Below are 16,054 nucleotides of genomic sequence, written 5' to 3' on the forward strand. Positions count from 1 at the left end.
GCACGGCCCGGCCCCGGCCTTCGTCGGCCGCCGGAGTCCTACGATCTGGCGGGCGCGGGCCTGCGGAACAGGTAGAGGACCGCCACCGAGACCAGCACGGCCATGCACGCGATGAACACCAGCCCGGCGCCCTCCAGCCCGATCCGGTCCGCCAGTACCCCGGCACCGATCACCGGCAGCGAGATGCCCACGTACGCCACCAGGAACAGCAGGGAGATGACCGCCGCGCGCTGGTCGTCGGGGGACGCCTGGGCCACCGCGGACAGCGCCCCGCGGAACGCGACCCCCTGACCCGCGCCGCCGACGGCCGCGCTCAGCACCAGCAGCGCCAGCAGGTCCCACGCGAGCGCCCCCGCGAGCAGTGCCAGCCCCGCGAGGAGCGCGGCGCAGCCCACCGGCAGCGACCGCTCCGGTCCGATGGCACCGACGGCCAGTTGACCCACCGTCGAGGCGAAGAAGGCCAGCGCGACGACCAGTCCGCTCACGGCGCGGCTGTGGACGCCCAGGGATTGTTCGAGGAACGCCGGGCCCACCGCCGTGAACACCCCGAAGAGCGCGAACCCCACGAACGCGGCGATCCCGGCCGGTCCGAAGACCGGCCGTACCCGTGCGGGCAGGCCCGGCCGCCGCGGCCGTACCGTGCGCAACGGCCGCCGCTCCGCCACGGTCTCCGGCAGCCGCAGCAGCACGGCGACCGAGCAGGCCACGAGGACCAGATGGACGGCGAAGGGCAGATACAGCGGCCAGGGGGCGTACTGCGCAAGCAGTCCGGCGAGCAGCGGACCGCAGCCCAGCCCGCCCATGTTGGCGGCCGTCGCCACGAGGGTGGCCCGGGAACCCCTGCCCGGCGGTGCCAGATCGATCACGTAGGCCGTGGCGGCGCCGGTGAACAGACCCGCGGACAGCCCGGAGAGCAACCGTCCCGCGCACAGCCGGCCCAGCCCGGTGGCGAACAGGAAGCAGACGGCGGCCGCCGCCGCGAAACCCAGGCCCCACAGCAGCACCGGCCGCCTGCCCACGGTGTCCGAGACATTGCCCGCCAGCAGCAGCACACCGATGACTCCGAAGGCGTACACGGCGTACACGACCGTGACCATCAGCTCGGAGAACCCGAACTTCTGCTGGTACAGGTTGTAGAGGGGGGTGGGCAGCGTGGTGCCGGCCATGCACACCGCGAACACCGCCCCGCCGAGCACACACTGGCTCCACCCGCGGCGAACACCGTCCATGCCGCCGACAGTAGCCCCGCCCCGCGCCCCGGACGGGTGCGGCGTGCCGGGTGCGCCGGACCTGCCCGGGCGCCGTGCGCGGAGGGGGCGCGGACCGGATTGAGTAACGGTTACCGATCCGCGGACCGCCGTCCCTCGGCCACAGTGCTCGTGCGACGACAACGGGGGTCGACACATGGAACAGGGATTCGGTCAGGGTTTCGAGCAGATACGCGGGACGGGTGAGGCGCTTCGGGAAGAGGGGGGCGTGCCGGGCGGACGGGGTGTGCTGGAAGGGGCGTTCCAGGTGATGACGGTGCTGGACCGGGCGGGCCAGGCCGGGTTGACCAGCCTCGCGGCGCAGAGCGGGCTGCCGAGGTCGACGGGGTACCGGCTGCTGGGGCAACGCCGAACTGGGCGCGGTGGAACGGCAGGCCGACGTCTACCGGTTGGGGCCGCGGCTGTTCCGGCTCGGACAGGGGGGCAGCCGTATCCGGGGCTGCGGACGGCGGCCCGGGAGCCGGTGCGGCGGCTCGTGTCGGCCACCGGGGCGACCGTGGGGGTGACCGTGCTCAGGGAGGGACGGACTCTCGTCCTGGACTGGGCGGCCGGCCAGGACACGGCGCTCGCCCCGCTGCTGGACGTGGCCTCCTGGCCGTGGTTCACGGCGGCCGGCAAGGTCCAGGCCGCCGGGCGTCCGGATCCTGTCCTCGACGCGCCCGCCTCCTGGCACCGTGAGGCCGCGGCCGTCCGGGAACGCAGCGTGGCCTTCGACCGCGGGGAGGTCGTGGACGGGGTCTGCTGCGCGGCGGTGCCGCTGCTGGGCGCGGGAGGGACCGCGGTCGGAGCGCTGTGCGTCCTGACCACGGTCTCCGAGCGCCTGGGGCCGCTCGCGGACATCGCCCAGCGGGCCGCGGAGGCGATCTCGGCCCGGCTGCAGCGGAGGCGGGCCGCGGCGACCCCGCCGCGACCGTCCCTCAGCCGTTCACCGGCCCTGCCGCACTGAGGGCGGCCGAGCGGGACTGCCACGGCAGGACGGTCCGGGTACGAGGGGCTCTGCCGAGACCCGGGGGTGCCGCCGCGCTGAGGACCGTCGCGCGCACCACGGTCCGGGTGTGAGGGGCTCTGCCGGCACCCGGGTGGCCCGTGCCCGAGGACCGTCGCGCGCACCACGGTCCGGGCTCGACGTGTGCCTTGCCGGGACCCGGGGGTGCCGTGTTGAGGACCGTCGCGCACACCACAGTCCGGGGGCGACGGGCCCTGCCGGGACCCGGGCGGACCGGGCCGAGTTCAGGTCAGGAAGGGCCTCGACTGGGCGGCCGGTGCGGGGTTCGGTTCCGTTCCGCAAAGGCCCGGTCCTGCGCGGGATCGGTCCTGCGGGGGCCGGTTCCGGGTCGGGGGCCGTCTCGCGGGGCCCGGACTTGCCTCGGGTGCTCCTGCCCCCGGGTCAGCCCTGTCCAGCCCTGCGCCCCGTCGTGCCGGGGTCCGGCCTCGGGGCAGCCGGTCTGAGGCGGCCCGGTCCGGCGCGGGACCCAGTCCAGCCTGAGCCCCGTCCCACGGGGGCCCTGCCTCGGGTGCGCCCGGTCTCAGGTCGGCCTGGTCCTGCCGGGCCCGGCCTCGGCCGCACCCGGTCTCGGGGCGGCCCGGTCCCGCGGGGGCCCGGTCTCGTCTCGGGTGCGCACGGTCCGGGCGGCCTGGTCCGGTCTCAGGTCGGCCTGGTCCTGCCGGGCCCGGCCTCGGCCGCACCCGGTCTCGGGGCGGCCCGGTCCCGCGGGGGCCCGGTCCCGCGGGGGCCCGGTCTCGTCTCGGGTGCGCACGGTCCGGGCGGCCTGGTCCGGGCGGGGCCCGGTCCTGCGCAAGCCCGGTCCGGCCAGGTCCGGTCCGGCCAGGTCCGGTCCGGCCAGGTCCGGTCTCGGGTCGGCCCGGTTCCGCCGGCGAGCGGCCCGGATCGACCTCGCCCAGGTCGACTCGCCCGGCTCAGCCCCGCAGGGGTCCCGCAACTTTTGGACTTGCGGGTCCATTTTTTCCCTCGCACAGTGGACCCCGCAGCCCTGGCCGACCAGGGCCCCGTTCGGCCGAGGGCAGTGCGTGGCCCGGCCGGCCGGGATCACCGTGGAGAACGAAGCAACGGAGTGGATCATGTCGACGCGTCTTGAGGGCAGGACCGCCCTGGTGACCGGAGCGACCAGCAACATCGGGCAGGCGATCGCGGAGGCCTTCGCCGCCGAGGGGGCGCACGTCGCCGTCTCCGGCCGCAGTGCCGAGCGTGGCCGGGAGGTCGTGGACGGCATCCGCGCCCGCGGCGGCCGCGCCGACTTCGTACGGGCCGACCTGGACGGCAGCGCCGCCGCCTCGCAGGCGCTGGCCAAGGAGGCGACGCGGGTGCTCGGCGGCCGGATCGACGTCCTGGTCAACAACGCCGGCATCTACCCGGGCGACACCACGGCCGCCACCGACGAGAAGACCTTCGACCAGGTCTACGCCGTGAACGTGAAGGCCCCCTTCTTCCTGACCGCGGCCGTCGCCCCCGCGATGGTGGAGGCCGGCGGCGGCGCGATCATCAACCTCGGTTCCTGGATCGCCCGCCTGGGCATCCCCGTCGGCGCCCTCTACAGCTCCACCAAGGGAGCCGTCGAGACGCTGACCCGGGCCTGGGCCGCGGAGTTCGGGCCGCGGGGCGTGCGCGTGAACGCGATCTCCCCCGGCGTGGTGCTGCCGCCCGGCTCGGGCGAGGAGCGCGCCTCCGCGGTCATGATGAAGGGCACCCCCGCGGGCCGGATGGGCACGCCCGACGCCATCGCGCACGCGGCCGTGTACCTGGCGGCCGACGAGTCCTCGTTCGTGCACGGCATCGTGCTCGACGTCGACGGCGGCCGCACCACCGCCGCCGTCATCGCCGCCTGACCCGCCCCACGACCGCCGGCGCCTTCCCGGCCGGCCGGCCACGCCCGCCGACTGATCGGCCCCGTACGGGAATTGGCGTCCGCCCGCCGCATCCGAATCCACCCCCGCCCCGGAAGTACGGCGAGAGAAGCGACAACGCGCGCGTGAGGACCACGCCGAAGGGTGCCGGGGGCCATGCCGAATCCTCAACCGGGGCAACACAGCCCCGAGGCCGTGTACATCAGCCACGTGGGCAACTGCCGTGTCTGCAAACGGGAGTCGGGGCGCTGCCCGCGCGCCGAGCGGTTGTGGCGCGTGTACCAGGAGTGGCGTGCCACCACGCGGGACCGCTCCGACTGAGCGCCGGGCGGCCCGCCGCGGGCAGCGCGGCCGGACCGCCCGGCGACGGTGCCGCCGGGCGGTCGCGGGCGGGGCCACGGCACGGCCGCGACCGCGCCCTGTGATCCGCGGGTCCGCCGCCCGTATGCGTGTCCGTGCGCGGACGGGCGGAGCCGAAGGGGGTGCCTCCGGGCGAGGGGCCGGGCCGTCACCCGCCCGGAGGCCGCAGGGGAAGACGGTGCCCGCTACAGGCCCACGTCGCGGCTGCGGATGTCGTCCAGCGACTCGCGGCGGACGAGGAGTCGGGCGTGGCCACCGCGGACGGCGATCACCGGTGGGCGGCCGACCATGTTGTAGCCGGACGCCATGGAGAGGTGGTAGGCGCCCGCGACCGGGACCGCCAGCAGGTCGCCAGGGCGCACGTCGGCGGGGAGTTCGACATCGGTGGCCAGGACGTCACCGGCCTCGCAGTGGCGGCCCACGACCGTCACCGCGGCCCGCTCCGCGGCACTGTGACGGCCGATCAGCCGGGGCGCGTAGCGCACTCCGTAGAGCGCGGGACGGGGGTTGTCGCTCATCCCGCCGTCGACGGCGACGTACACGTGGTCGCCGGTCCGTTTGACGGCGAGGACGTGGTACAGGGCGATCCCCGCCGGTCCCACGACAGCGCGGCCCGGCTCGATCATCAGACGGGGCACGGCCAGCCCGGCGGCCGCGCACGCGTCGGCGAGTTCGCCGCGGACCCGGCGCGCCAGGGCCGTGAGATCCAGGGCCTGTTCGCCCGGCCGGTAGGCGATGCCGTGGCCGCCGCCGAGATCGAGTTCGGGCAGGACGACGCCGTGCTGTTCACGCAGGCGCGCCATGAGTCCCACCATGCGGCGCACGGCGAGGAGATACGGCTTCACGCTGGTGATCTGCGACCCCAAGTGGCAGTGCAGTCCGGTGAGTTCGAGCTGCGGCTGGTCGAGGATCCGGGTGATGGCGTGCTGCGCGTAGCCGTCGGCCATGGACAGGCCGAACTTCTGGTCGTCGGTGCCCGTCCGGATCTTCTCGTGACCGCCCGCGCTGATGGCCGGCACCACCCGCACCATGACCTTCTGATGGCCGCCGGGCCCGACGGCGGCGGCCAGCCGGGCGATCTCCGAAGGGCTGTCGATCACGATGCGCCCGACTCCCAGCCGCAGCGCGGATTCCAGGTCCTGCGGGGACTTGGCGTTGCCGTGCAGCACGATCCGCTCGGGCGGGAACCCGGTGGTCACCGCGAGTTCCAGCTCACCGGCGGAGCAGACGTCGAGGCCGAGGCCCTCCTCCTCCACCCAGTGGGCCATGCCCCGGCAGAGGAACGCCTTGGCCGCGTACAGGACGTCCGCGTCGGGGAAGGCGTGGCGGTAGGTACGGCACCGCTCGCGCACCTCGCCCTCGTCGAGCACGTAGGCGGGGGTGCCGAAGCGGTCGGCGATCTCGGCGAGCGGGACGCCGCCCACGGCCAGTTCGCCCTGGTGGGACTCGGTGGCCGAGGCGGGCCACACCGACAGTCCGTCGCCGGTGGTGCTGACGGCGGATTCGTGAACAGTGGTCATCGCGCGTTCCCTCTCAACCGATCCACAGCGCCAGTGCCGAGACGACCGCGGCGGCGCCGGTCACCCGCAGCACGCCGACGGCCTGCGGATCCCATGCGCTCCTGCGGGCACGGGGTGCGGCCGGCTCCTGCTCGACGGAGGCCGCGGCCCCGAACGACGCGGGGGTGGAAGGCCCGGTCCGGGTGAGAGCCGGTACGGCCCGGTCGGGGGCCGGTGCAGCCCGATCGAGCGCCGGGACGGCCCGGTTCGGGGTCGGCGCGGCCCGGTTCGGGGTCGGGGCCGGCGCGGAGAAGGAGGGATCCACCGTGACCGTGGTGACTCCGAGCGGCTCGGCCAGCGCGCGCAGGGCAGGCTCGGCGAGCCTGATCCACGCGTGTCCGGGGCCGAGTGTGGCGGTCAGTCTGCGCTCCGAGGTGAAGCCGACGGCCGTCCGCTCGCCCAGTGGCGTACGGAAGAGCCGGGCGGTACACCCTGCCGACCCCGGCCGGACCGGAACGAACAGCGCTCCGGCCGGGAATCGTTCGGCGGGCTCGGGGTCTTCAGCGCACGAGGGGTGGTGCATGGGATGCCTCCTGGAGGATCCGGGACGGTTCGGTGAGCGCCTCGGCACCTCGGTCACGAGGGCCCCGGACCGGCGCTACCGCAGAAGCTATGCCCGTGTCCGCCGGTTCTCCGACCCGTCATGACGGGACGCTGACGGTGACCGTGCCGACGCTGACGGGATACTGACGCGCGGGACCGCCGGCCCGCGGTCGGCCGTCAGGAGCGCGCCAAAATGGGGCGTACGGGGTGTCGCAGCGCCCCTGGCCGGGAGTCAAATGGCTGCGGTCCCTCGCGGACCGCCCGCGGGAGGGACCCGTGGGCGTGTGCGAAGAACGGTCGAGCCATGTCTGATTCCGGCGCCCCCTCAGCCGCTCGTGTCGTGGTGGGGGTCAGTGGCTCCCTCGGCAGTCTCACCGCCCTGTGCCGGGCCGCCGACGAGGCCCGGCGGCGGGGAGCCGAGCTGTGGCCCGTCCTGGCCTGGGAACCGCCCGGCGGTGAACTCGCCGCCCGTCGTACCCCGGCCTCGTACGTGCTGCTCGACGAGTGGCGGGGGCTGGCGCGGCGGAACCTCCTCACGGCGCTCGACGGCGTCTTCGGCGAGGCCGGCCCCGGAGTGCCGATGCGCGCCCTCGTCGCACGCGGCACCGCGGGCCGGACGCTGGTGGAAAGTGCCGGCCGCGAGACCGATCTCCTGGTCGTCGGCGCCGGCCGGCGCGGTGGCTGGCACCGGCTCTGTTCATGCTCGGTGAGCCGGTACTGCCTGGCCCACGCGGTCTGCCCGGTCCTCGCGGTCCCGCCGTCCCCGCTGGAGGCCGATCTGAGCAGCGTGCACCGGCGCAACCTGTGGCGGCTGCGCCTGGACACCCGGCACCTGGAGCGCCCGTCCGAGCGGACGGCCACGCCCGACGCCTGACGGGGCGCGGCGACGCCCGACGGTCGCGCCCGACACCTGGCGGCCGCCCCCGGCCGATCCCGTCCGCGGCCGACCGGTCACCCGCCTACCCGCCCACCCGTCCGCCCGTGCACCCGTGCGCCCGTCCGCCGGGGGCCCAGGAGCAGGGGCCGGTCATTCCTTGTCCGGTGCCGCCACCGGCCGGGTGCATCCGACCTCCGGGGGCTTGGACATCTGCGCGCGGAGGTACAGGACGTCGCCGACGAAGAGGTCATAGACAAGTACGCCGATCACACCGCCGATCAGGGGACCCACGAGGGGAATCCAGAAGTAGTCGCGGAACGCCCCCGGCGACGTGCCGGGCATGGCCAGCTCCCGCCAGCCCGCGGCCCAGGCGAACAGGCGCGGGCCGAGATCCCTGGCCGGGTTGATCGCGTACCCCGCGTTCGCTCCGTACGAGAGGCCGATGGCGGCGACCGCGAGTCCGATCACCAGCGGTCCGAGGAAGATCCGTACCGCCGGGTTGCGCAGGTCGATGACCGCCATGATGAAGACGAGCATGAACGCCGCGCCGACGATCTGGTCGACGAGCGGCCCCCAGACTCCGCCGTGGAAGTACTCGGCGGGGAAGGTGCCGAAGATCGAGAAGGTGGCGAGGGTGTGCCCGTTCGTCTTCGGTCCCGTCATCGCCCGGTCCAGGGCGCTGATGGCGTCGTGATACACCGCGTACACCAGCGCGGCCCCGGCGAACGCGCCGACGACCTGGGCGATCACGTACGGCACGACCTTCGCCCAGGGGAATCTGCGGCGCAGCGCGAAGGCGAGGGTGACGGCCGGATTGAGGTGCGCGCCGCTGACACCGCCCGCCACGTAGACGCCGAAGGTGACGGCGAGGCCCCAGCCGGCCACCGGCATGAGCCAGTCACCGGCGGCGGCGAACATGGTCGTCGCTCCCGCGGTACGGCCCGAACCGGGAAGCGCGGCCACGGCCATGGCGGCGACACCGCACCCGAACGACACGAGGACGAACATCCCGAGGAACTCCGCCAGGCACTCGCCCGGCAGTCCGTCCCTGCGCCGGAACCGGGAGGGGCGCAGCAGGGGGTGAACGTGAACCGTCATCGTGGCTCCCTGGGGGCCGGGGACGCCGGAGTCCGACCGGCACGGGCGGGTGAAGGCGCCGGCTACGCTCTGTCGCCGTCGGGACGGTACTGGAACCGCGTCACCCACTGCGGGAGATCACGTTCGAGGTCGCTCCGCTGCTGGAGGCCCGCTTCGAAGAGGTGCTTGGCGACGTGCTGTTGGGCGGGACGGTTCACCGCGGCCCAGAAGGCGTCCATCTGGTCCTTGAGTTCACCGGCCGGACGCTTCGTGGCGAGGTTGACGAAGTGCTTGATGTCCCTGATCGTGTGCAGGTCGAACTGGGCGACACGGGACGCGAAGTCGTCGACGAAGGCGTCGAGTTCGGCGTCGGGGAAGGCCCGGTTCATGTAGCCGTACCGTTCGGCGAGCGCCCCGTCGTAGTCGAGACCGCCGAAGAGGATCTCGAACGTCCGGCCCCGGCCGACCAGCCCGGGCAGGACCGTGGCGGGGCCGCCGCCCGGGACGGCGCTCATGCCGATCTCGAACTGACCGATGATCGCCTTCTCGCGGCTCGCGAACCGGATGTCGGTGGCGAGGAGGAACTCGCTGCCCGCGCCGCGTGCCCTGCCGCGGACCGAGGCGATGGTGACCACCGGCAGGGTCATGAGACGGGTGAGCACCGTCGTCCAGGGGTGGATCTCCTCCGGGTGGGCGAGCGCGTGCCGCAGCGCGTTCTCGTCGGAGAGGTCGAAGTGGGCCAGGTAGTAGTCCGGGTCGGCACTGTCGAAGACGATGACCGCCAGCGTGTCGCTCTCCTCTGCCCGCGTCAGCAGCGCGCCCAACTCCTCGGTCATCGCCGCGTCGACGAGGTTGACCGGAGGGTTGTCGAAGGTCACCCGCCACAGCGCGGGCGACTGCTCGGTGAGGGCAAACGTCCTCGGTGCGTCCATGGAGCCGACGCTAGTGAAGCCCGCCCGAACGGCAAGCCGGCCCTGTCCGATCGAGTGCCACCCGCGGCCCCGGCGGTCCGCCCCGGCGCGCTCCGTCCCGACCGTCGCGTCGCACCGCCTCGCGTCCCGGCGCGGTTCCCGTCCCGGCGGCACGGAACGCCCCGATGCACCGGTCGGGAGCGGAGGTCCCGTGCCGTCGCTCGCGAAGGCGCTCTGACGGTCCCGCACAGGACCTGCGTCCCGGTCGCGCGGAGATCCCGTACCGGTCGCGCGCGTGCGAACCGGTGGACGGGCCGCGGGCGAGGTCCGGCCCCGCGGCCCGTACCGGTCCGTTCAGTCGTCCGCGCCCAGGGCCGCCACGTCCTGTCCGGCGGCCTGCTGGGCTTCTCCGCCGGACGAGGTGATCACCACGGAGCGCGGGCTGCCGCGGTCCATGAAGCCGCCGGTGAACGCCAGGCCGAGACCCGCCACCGCGAGAGCCGCGCCGACGAGACTCGGCGAGGCCCATCCCCAGCCGGCCGACACGGCGAGGCCGCCGAGCCAGGCGCCGCCCGCGTTGGCCAGGTTGAAGGCGGAGTGGTTGGAGGCCGCCGCCATGGTCGGGGCGTCCTTCGCCTTGGCCATGAGCAGCATCTGCACGGGGGTGGTGATGAGGGCTCCCACCGCGCCGATGAAGGTGATCGTCATCAGGGCGGGCACGAGGGCGTGCACGGCGAAGTAGAACGTCACCAGTCCCGCGGCGAGCAGGGTGAGTCCCGCGTACAGCGTCGGACGCAGCGCGCGGTCCGTGAGGGGACCCGCGACCAGCGTGCCCAGCGTCATACCGACGCCGTAGAGCGCGAGGACCAGCGTGGTCGAGGAGTCCGAGATGCCGGTCAGATGCGTGAGCATGGGCACCAGATAGCTGTAGACGGCGAAGAACCCGCCGAAGCCGACCACCGCCGTGGCCAGGCCGATCGCGACCTGCCGGTTCCCCATCGCACGCAGTTCGTGCCCGATGCCGGACTGCCGTCCGCGCGGCTGGTGCGGGACGAACCTGGCCAGCGACGCCAGCGCGATCAGGCCGATGACGGCGACGGCGCCGTAGGCGGACCGCCAGCCCAGCTGCTGTCCGAGGGCCGTGCCGGCCGGGACACCGATGATGTTCGCGACGGTGAGGCCGAGGAACATCTTCGAGACCGCGCGGGCGGCCCGTTCGGGCGCCACGAGGCGTGAGGCCACGACGGCGCCCACGCCGAACAGCGCGCCGTGCGGCAGGCCCGCCAGGAAGCGTGCGGCGAACAGGAGGCCGAAGCCGGGAGCGAACGCGGACGCGAGGTTGCCGATCACGAACAGCCCCGACAGGAGCAGCAGCAGCCGTTTGTGGGGGACGCGCGCGCCGAGGCCCGTCAGTACGGGCGCGCCCACGACGACACCGAGCGCGTAGGCCGACACGAGGTTGCCGGCGTGCGGCACCGAGACGCCGACGCCGTCGGCGATCTGGGGCAGCAGCCCCATCGTGGCGAACTCGGTGGTGCCGATACCGAACGCGACGACAGCCAGGGCCAGCAGGGCAAGTGGCATGGCGCAGGAGAACCCTTCGAAGACAGCGATCCAGGAACCGGGGAGCAGCAGGAAGGGCCTGGATCGTGTCCAGCTCCCGTCACCTGGCGGGCACCGTTGCCCGTCGCCCCCTCGGAACAGGGCAAGGCCCTGAACGCGGCAACAGCGACCGGAGCCCCGTGCATTCCGCGGGGCGGCGGGCCACGGCATGACCTGCGTCACGTCACCCGCCCCGCCCTCACCTCCGCCCTTCCTGCCGCCTCCGCCACCCGCCCGGCGCGCTCCCCACCGACACCTGCCCGGCGCGCTCCCCACCGGCACCCGCGTCGCCTTCCCCACCGGCGGCCGCCGATCCCTCTCCCCCATCGGCACCTCTACCCGCCGTCCCGCGCGGGCGTCTCCGCGGCCGACCGGGACACCGATCCCTTCTGGGGGAAGATGTAAATGTGTACGATTCGGGCGACATCCCCCCTGTGACCGGTTCCGGTCTGGAGACGCTGGACCCCTTTCTCTCCCAGATCCTGCTGGAGACCGGGGCCTCCATCGGCCATCTCTACCTGCTGTCGCGGAACGGGAGCGAACTGCGGCTCGCGGTGACGAGCGGGATCTCGCGGGACATCATCGCCCCGTGGGCGCGGGTCGGACTGGCGTCCCCGATCCCGGTGTCCGACGCCGTCCGCGACGGGTGCCTGGTGTGGGTCGGCGGCCTGGAGGAGATGGCCATCCGCTACCCGAGGGCCGCCCTGGTGCTCCCCTACCCCTTCGCGATGGTCGCCGCCCCGATCGCCACCGGCGCGACCCCCTGGGGCGGCCTGGTGCTCCTGTGGCCCGGCTCCCACCCCCCGCGGCTCGCCCTGCGGGAGCGCGACGCGGTCGAGGTCTGGTGCCGCCGCCTCGCCCTGCTGCTCAAACAGGCGTCCGACCGCGGGCAGCCGGTGCTGGCCGGACCCGAGCCGCGGATGCTGCCCGGCCCCCTCACCCGTACCGCGGGAGCGGCGGAGGCCCAGGCCGCGGCCGACTTCGCCGAACGGCTCCCCGAGGGCTGTTGCGGGCTGGACCTGACCGGCCGGATCGCCTACGTCACCGCCTCCGCCGCCGACCTCTTCGGCGCCGACCGCTCCGTCCTGCTCGGGTCCCGGCCCTGCGACGCGCTGCCCTGGCTCGACAACCTGCTCTTCGAGGACCGCTACCGCGCCGCGGTGGTCAGCGGCCAGCCCACCTCGTTCACCGCCCTGTGCCCGCCGGACCGGCAGCTGTCCCTGCACCTGTACCCGGACACCTCCGGCCTCAGCATCCGCGTCACCCCGGCCCCACCGTCCCACGGCGGCGAGCTCACGGAGACCGACCGACCGGCGCCCGTCACGGCGCCCGCCGGGACGCGGGCCACGGCGCCCGTCACGCCGGGACGGACCGCCGGCCTCTACCATCTGCTGCACCTGGCCGCCACCCTCACCGAGGCCGTGGGCGTGCAGGACGTCGTCGACCAGGCCGCGGACCAGCTCCTGGACGCCTTCAACGCCCAGGGACTGGTCCTTTTCGTCGCGTCCGACGACCGGCTGCGGATCATCGGTCACCGCGGCTACCCCGAAGAGATCATCGCCCGCTTCGACGGCGCCGCCCTCTCGGCGCAGCCCGCCGGGCCCGTACCGAGCCCACCGACCCCGTCGGCGCTGGCCCTGACCGCCGGAGTGCCGAGCTTCTTCGGCTCTCCGGACGAGATGGACCGGGCCTACCCCGGCGTCCCGAGACTGACGAACAAACGCGCCTGGGCCTTCCTGCCCCTCATCGCCTCCGGCCGCCCCGTCGGCTGCTGGACGCTCTCCTACGACCAGCCCCACCGCTTCACCCCAGAGGAGCGGGCCATCCTCACCTCCACCGCCGGACTGCTCGCCCAGGCCCTGGACCGCGCCACCCTCTACGACAACGAGCACCACCTCGTCCACCGTCTGCAGACCGCGCTGCTGCCCCGGGCGCTGCCCGACATCTCCGGCCTGGACGTGGCCTCCCGCTATCTGCCCTCCACCCGCGGCATCGACATCGGCGGCGACTTCTACGACCTGATCCGCCTCGGTCCCACCACCGTCGCCGCGACGATCGGCGACGTACAGGGCCACAACGCCGACGCCGCCGCCCTCATGGGACAGGTCCGCACGGCCGTCCACGCGGCCGCCGGCGCGCCCCCCGGCGACGTCCTCGCGCGCGTCAACCGGCTGCTCACCGACCTCGACCCCGGTCTGTTCACCAGCTGCCTCTACGCCCATCTGGACCTGGCGCACCACCACGTCCAGGTGGCCACCGCCGGCCACCCGCCACCACTCCTGCGCCATCCCGACGGACGGGCCGAAGTGGTGAGCCTGTCACCCGGGCTCCTCCTCGGCATCGACCCGGCCTGCCACTATCCGACCACCGGGTTCGACTTCCCCTCCGGCGCCGTGCTCGCCCTGTACACCGACGGGCTCGTCGAGGCGCCCGGGGCCGACATCGAGGAGACGACCGCCGCGCTCGCCGGCCGGCTGGCGCGGGCACGGCACCAGACCATGGACGCCCTCGCCGACACCCTCGTCCGGCACACCCGGCGCGACGCACCGCAGAACGACGACATCGCCCTGCTCCTCATCAGCCCGCACGGCCGGTGACCCGGGGCCGCGCCGACACCGCCCGGCGCCCGGCGCCCGCTGGAACCGCTCGACCCACTCGCCCGGTTCCGGCAAGGTCACCCCCCGTTCGGCCACGTACGTGAACATCAGGCGGCGGCGATGGCGACGCACCCCCGGGGCCGGTCGTGGGGTCACGCGAGGGCCCGGCCGGGGATTCCCGGCCGGGCCCTGGTTCCGTGCGGCCGGACCGCCGGGCGGTGGCCGTCCCCGGCCGCCGGACGATCAGCTGTGGGAGACCGTCAGCCCGTAGAAGGCGACGCGCGCGCCCTTCGTGGTGCTGTCGGAGGACGACTGGTTGTACGAGCCCGCCTTGAAGTACTGCTTGTACGGGTCGAAGGACGACGGGATGGTGTAGTGCGTGGTGGTGCCGTTGACGGTCAGGTCGATCGTGTGACCGCCGGAGACGCCGATGGTGTAGGTCCATGTCTTGCCGATCGCCACATGGCCGACCGTGTGCGGCGTCTGGCCGCCCGACGGCGAGTTCTCCGTGCCGAGGACGATGTCGCCGTTCGAGTGGTAATACAGCTCCAGCAACGGCTTGGTGGAGCTCCCGCCGGTGCCCAGGTGGATCTGCCCGACGCAGACGTTCTGGGTCACCGAGACCACGCGCAGGGTCGCGCTCATCCGGTGGGTCCCGCTCAGCGACCAGTCCGCCGCGCTGCCGCTGCGGTTCATCTCCCGCAGCTCGGAACGGGCGTAGTTGGAGTTCGGTGTGGTGACGCCCTTCTCCGGAGCCCAGAACGTCATCGCGCCGTCACGGGTGTCGGTGTAGAAGTACGAGTCCTGGTACCCGTTCGCGCCTTGCAGCCGGGACGACGGGATCGTGGTGGGTGAGCCGGGCGAACCCACCGGTTCCTGCAACTGCCAGACGGACAGGTCGAAATTGCCGCCGGGTGCCTTGGACGGGTCCGCGAGGGCTCCGGCGGTGGCGTCACCGGTGCCCAGCAGGGCGAGAGCGCCGGCCATGCCCAGTGCGGCGGCGGCCGCGAGAAGTCGGGAACGAATCATGTGGGGGGTCCTTCGACGGTCGAAGCGATGAAGGGGTGGCGCGCGACAGCGGGCGAGGGCACGTCGGAGCGATCCCGCCACAACCCTCGCGCCAGGTCTGGTCCAACAGGACGTCACACTTGAGTAACACGTCACGATTCCCGCCGTCAACGGTCCCTGGGGTGAACGGAGTTCACGTACTTGGCCGTGAGCCCCCGCAGCCATCACCACCTCCGGGCGCCTTGAGCACCGCGGACGCCCTCCGCGCGGACCCGTCGCCCACACGCCGGAGAACCCGGCCCGATTGCAGCGGGCCGGGTTCTCCATGCGGTGCGGTTGGTGCGGCGACGCCTCCACTACCAGCGGTGGTGGTCCTCGACGACGCGGAAGCTGCCCACGACGCCGTTCCGGACCTTCACGCCACCGTGCACGCGGAACGGCATGACACCGTTGCTGCTGCTCCACGGGCCGACCGTCGCGACGGGCGAGCCGTTGTCACAGGTCGCGCCGCGGAACACCTCGACGGTCTTGTGGCTGTCGTTGCGGACGTTGAAGCTGCGCGAACCGAGACCGCTGATCACGGTGATGCAGCCCCAGCTCTGGGCGGAGTAGGTACGCTCGTTGAAGTCGATGTGGCCCTCGTAGTGGCCCCGGCCACCACGGTCGCCGCCACCTCCTTCGTTGCCCTTGGACTGCCCGCTGTCGCCACCCATGGGAGCAACCTGCTTGACGACGGGGGCGGCCTCAGGAGCCGCGGCGGCCGAGGCGTAGGTGACGCCCGTGGCGACGAGGGCCGTAGCAGCCGCGACCGCGGCAGTCACGGCAATGTTGCGCGTGGTCATGTCACTTTCCCAATCTCTGAGACGTCGGCCAAGCAGCCGATCTGCGAGAGAACGTACCGATAATCCCTTTATCCGGAATATCGGACACGCAGAAGTCCCGTGGCAGACACCCGATTGGCCGCACACCCCTTCGACCACCCCTGCGCCCGCGCGCCTGACGCACAGCCAAAAAGCTTTGAGAAAAGCTCAGTTGAAAGCCGTTTCAGACACGACCGGGAAGCGCGAGCCGGCAAGGCGGAGCGTCCGCGCACGGAGCCCGGCTCCCGGTGTGCGGCCTGCCGCACACCGGGAGCCGACGCCAACACCCCCCGACCCGGGGAGGACGAGCCCCGGACCGCCGGGCGGCCACCACGGCCACCGCGGTCGTACCTCGACCGGCCGGCGGCCCAATTCGGCCCGCTCGCGGCCACGTTGGACATATCAATGCGTTCCGGTCCGCCCACTCCCCCGTACGGCTCGGCGTTCCCGCACCTCATCCGCCCGATACACCACCGCAGAGGCGGACGCGATCGGATGGATGTACGTTTGTGGTGCTGGTTCAGTTGTGC

At 73.5% G+C, this 16,054-nt stretch carries 13 protein-coding genes and 1 pseudogene; 6 read left to right on the forward strand and 8 right to left on the reverse strand.

Going from position 1 to position 16,054, the window contains the following annotated elements; genetic code table 11:
- Positions 1–38: 38 nt before the first annotated feature.
- Positions 39–1,229 carry an MFS transporter gene (locus OG776_RS08625; RefSeq protein ID WP_148009603.1) on the reverse strand — a complete coding sequence of 397 codons (1,191 nt, stop codon included), beginning with the start codon at positions 1,227–1,229 and terminating at the stop codon, positions 39–41.
- 289 nt (positions 1,230–1,518) lie between these two features.
- Here OG776_RS08625 and OG776_RS08630 point away from each other — a divergent pair.
- The 4 genes and pseudogenes from OG776_RS08630 to OG776_RS08645 all read left to right on the forward strand — a co-directional run.
- Positions 1,519–1,596: pseudogene (locus OG776_RS08630) on the forward strand (hypothetical protein); the annotation flags it as partial.
- Positions 1,597–1,743: 147 nt separating this feature from the next.
- The gene (locus OG776_RS08635; RefSeq protein WP_329326633.1) at positions 1,744–2,214 is read left to right on the forward strand and encodes an IclR family transcriptional regulator domain-containing protein; all 471 of its coding nucleotides are present in this window, start codon (positions 1,744–1,746) and stop codon (positions 2,212–2,214) included.
- Between the two features lie 1,133 nt (positions 2,215–3,347).
- Entirely contained in the window at positions 3,348–4,112 is a 765-nt protein-coding gene (locus OG776_RS08640; RefSeq protein WP_329319905.1) for an SDR family NAD(P)-dependent oxidoreductase, read from the forward strand.
- A gap of 174 nt (positions 4,113–4,286) precedes the next feature.
- On the forward strand, positions 4,287–4,451 hold the full coding sequence (locus OG776_RS08645) for a hypothetical protein (RefSeq protein WP_187285643.1): 165 nt from the start codon (positions 4,287–4,289) through the stop codon (positions 4,449–4,451).
- A gap of 224 nt (positions 4,452–4,675) precedes the next feature.
- Here OG776_RS08645 and lysA read toward each other — a convergent pair whose 3' ends face one another.
- Together lysA and OG776_RS42425 are read right to left on the reverse strand one after the other, a co-directional pair.
- A complete protein-coding gene (lysA, locus tag OG776_RS08650) occupies positions 4,676–6,010 on the reverse strand; it encodes a diaminopimelate decarboxylase (protein WP_148009606.1) in 1,335 nt (444 codons plus the stop codon).
- 13 nt (positions 6,011–6,023) lie between these two features.
- Positions 6,024–6,572, reverse strand: a complete 549-nt coding sequence (locus OG776_RS42425; RefSeq protein WP_443077237.1) for an SAV_915 family protein — start codon at positions 6,570–6,572, stop codon at positions 6,024–6,026.
- Between the two features lie 324 nt (positions 6,573–6,896).
- Between OG776_RS42425 and OG776_RS08660 the strand changes: the two genes are divergently transcribed.
- On the forward strand, positions 6,897–7,466 hold the full coding sequence (locus OG776_RS08660) for a universal stress protein (protein WP_148009608.1): 570 nt from the start codon (positions 6,897–6,899) through the stop codon (positions 7,464–7,466).
- Positions 7,467–7,619: 153 nt separating this feature from the next.
- Here OG776_RS08660 and OG776_RS08665 read toward each other — a convergent pair whose 3' ends face one another.
- The 3 genes from OG776_RS08665 to OG776_RS08675 all read right to left on the reverse strand — a co-directional run bounded on the left by OG776_RS08665 (position 7,620) and on the right by OG776_RS08675 (position 11,041).
- Positions 7,620–8,567 (reverse strand): MIP/aquaporin family protein, encoded by a 948-nt coding sequence (locus OG776_RS08665; protein WP_329319908.1) that lies wholly within the window; start codon positions 8,565–8,567, stop codon positions 7,620–7,622.
- Between the two features lie 62 nt (positions 8,568–8,629).
- The gene (locus OG776_RS08670) at positions 8,630–9,478 is read right to left on the reverse strand and encodes an enoyl-CoA hydratase/isomerase family protein (protein WP_329319910.1); all 849 of its coding nucleotides are present in this window, start codon (positions 9,476–9,478) and stop codon (positions 8,630–8,632) included.
- A gap of 333 nt (positions 9,479–9,811) precedes the next feature.
- Positions 9,812–11,041 (reverse strand): MFS transporter, encoded by a 1,230-nt coding sequence (locus OG776_RS08675; protein WP_148014887.1) that lies wholly within the window; start codon positions 11,039–11,041, stop codon positions 9,812–9,814.
- 425 nt (positions 11,042–11,466) lie between these two features.
- On the opposite strand from OG776_RS08675, the gene OG776_RS08680 reads away from it, so the two are divergent.
- Positions 11,467–13,656 (forward strand): SpoIIE family protein phosphatase, encoded by a 2,190-nt coding sequence (locus tag OG776_RS08680; protein ID WP_148009626.1) that lies wholly within the window; start codon positions 11,467–11,469, stop codon positions 13,654–13,656.
- 243 nt (positions 13,657–13,899) lie between these two features.
- Here OG776_RS08680 and OG776_RS08685 read toward each other — a convergent pair whose 3' ends face one another.
- Positions 13,900–14,685: a polysaccharide lyase family 7 protein gene (locus tag OG776_RS08685; RefSeq protein ID WP_329319913.1), complete on the reverse strand. Its 786-nt coding sequence runs from the start codon at positions 14,683–14,685 to the stop codon at positions 13,900–13,902.
- Between the two features lie 335 nt (positions 14,686–15,020).
- On the reverse strand, positions 15,021–15,506 hold the full coding sequence (locus tag OG776_RS08690; protein WP_148009624.1) for a hypothetical protein: 486 nt from the start codon (positions 15,504–15,506) through the stop codon (positions 15,021–15,023).
- Between the last annotated feature and the right edge of the window lie 548 nt (positions 15,507–16,054).

Source organism: Streptomyces sp. NBC_01689, from assembly GCF_036250675.1.
Lineage (GTDB): Bacteria > Actinomycetota > Actinomycetes > Streptomycetales > Streptomycetaceae > Streptomyces.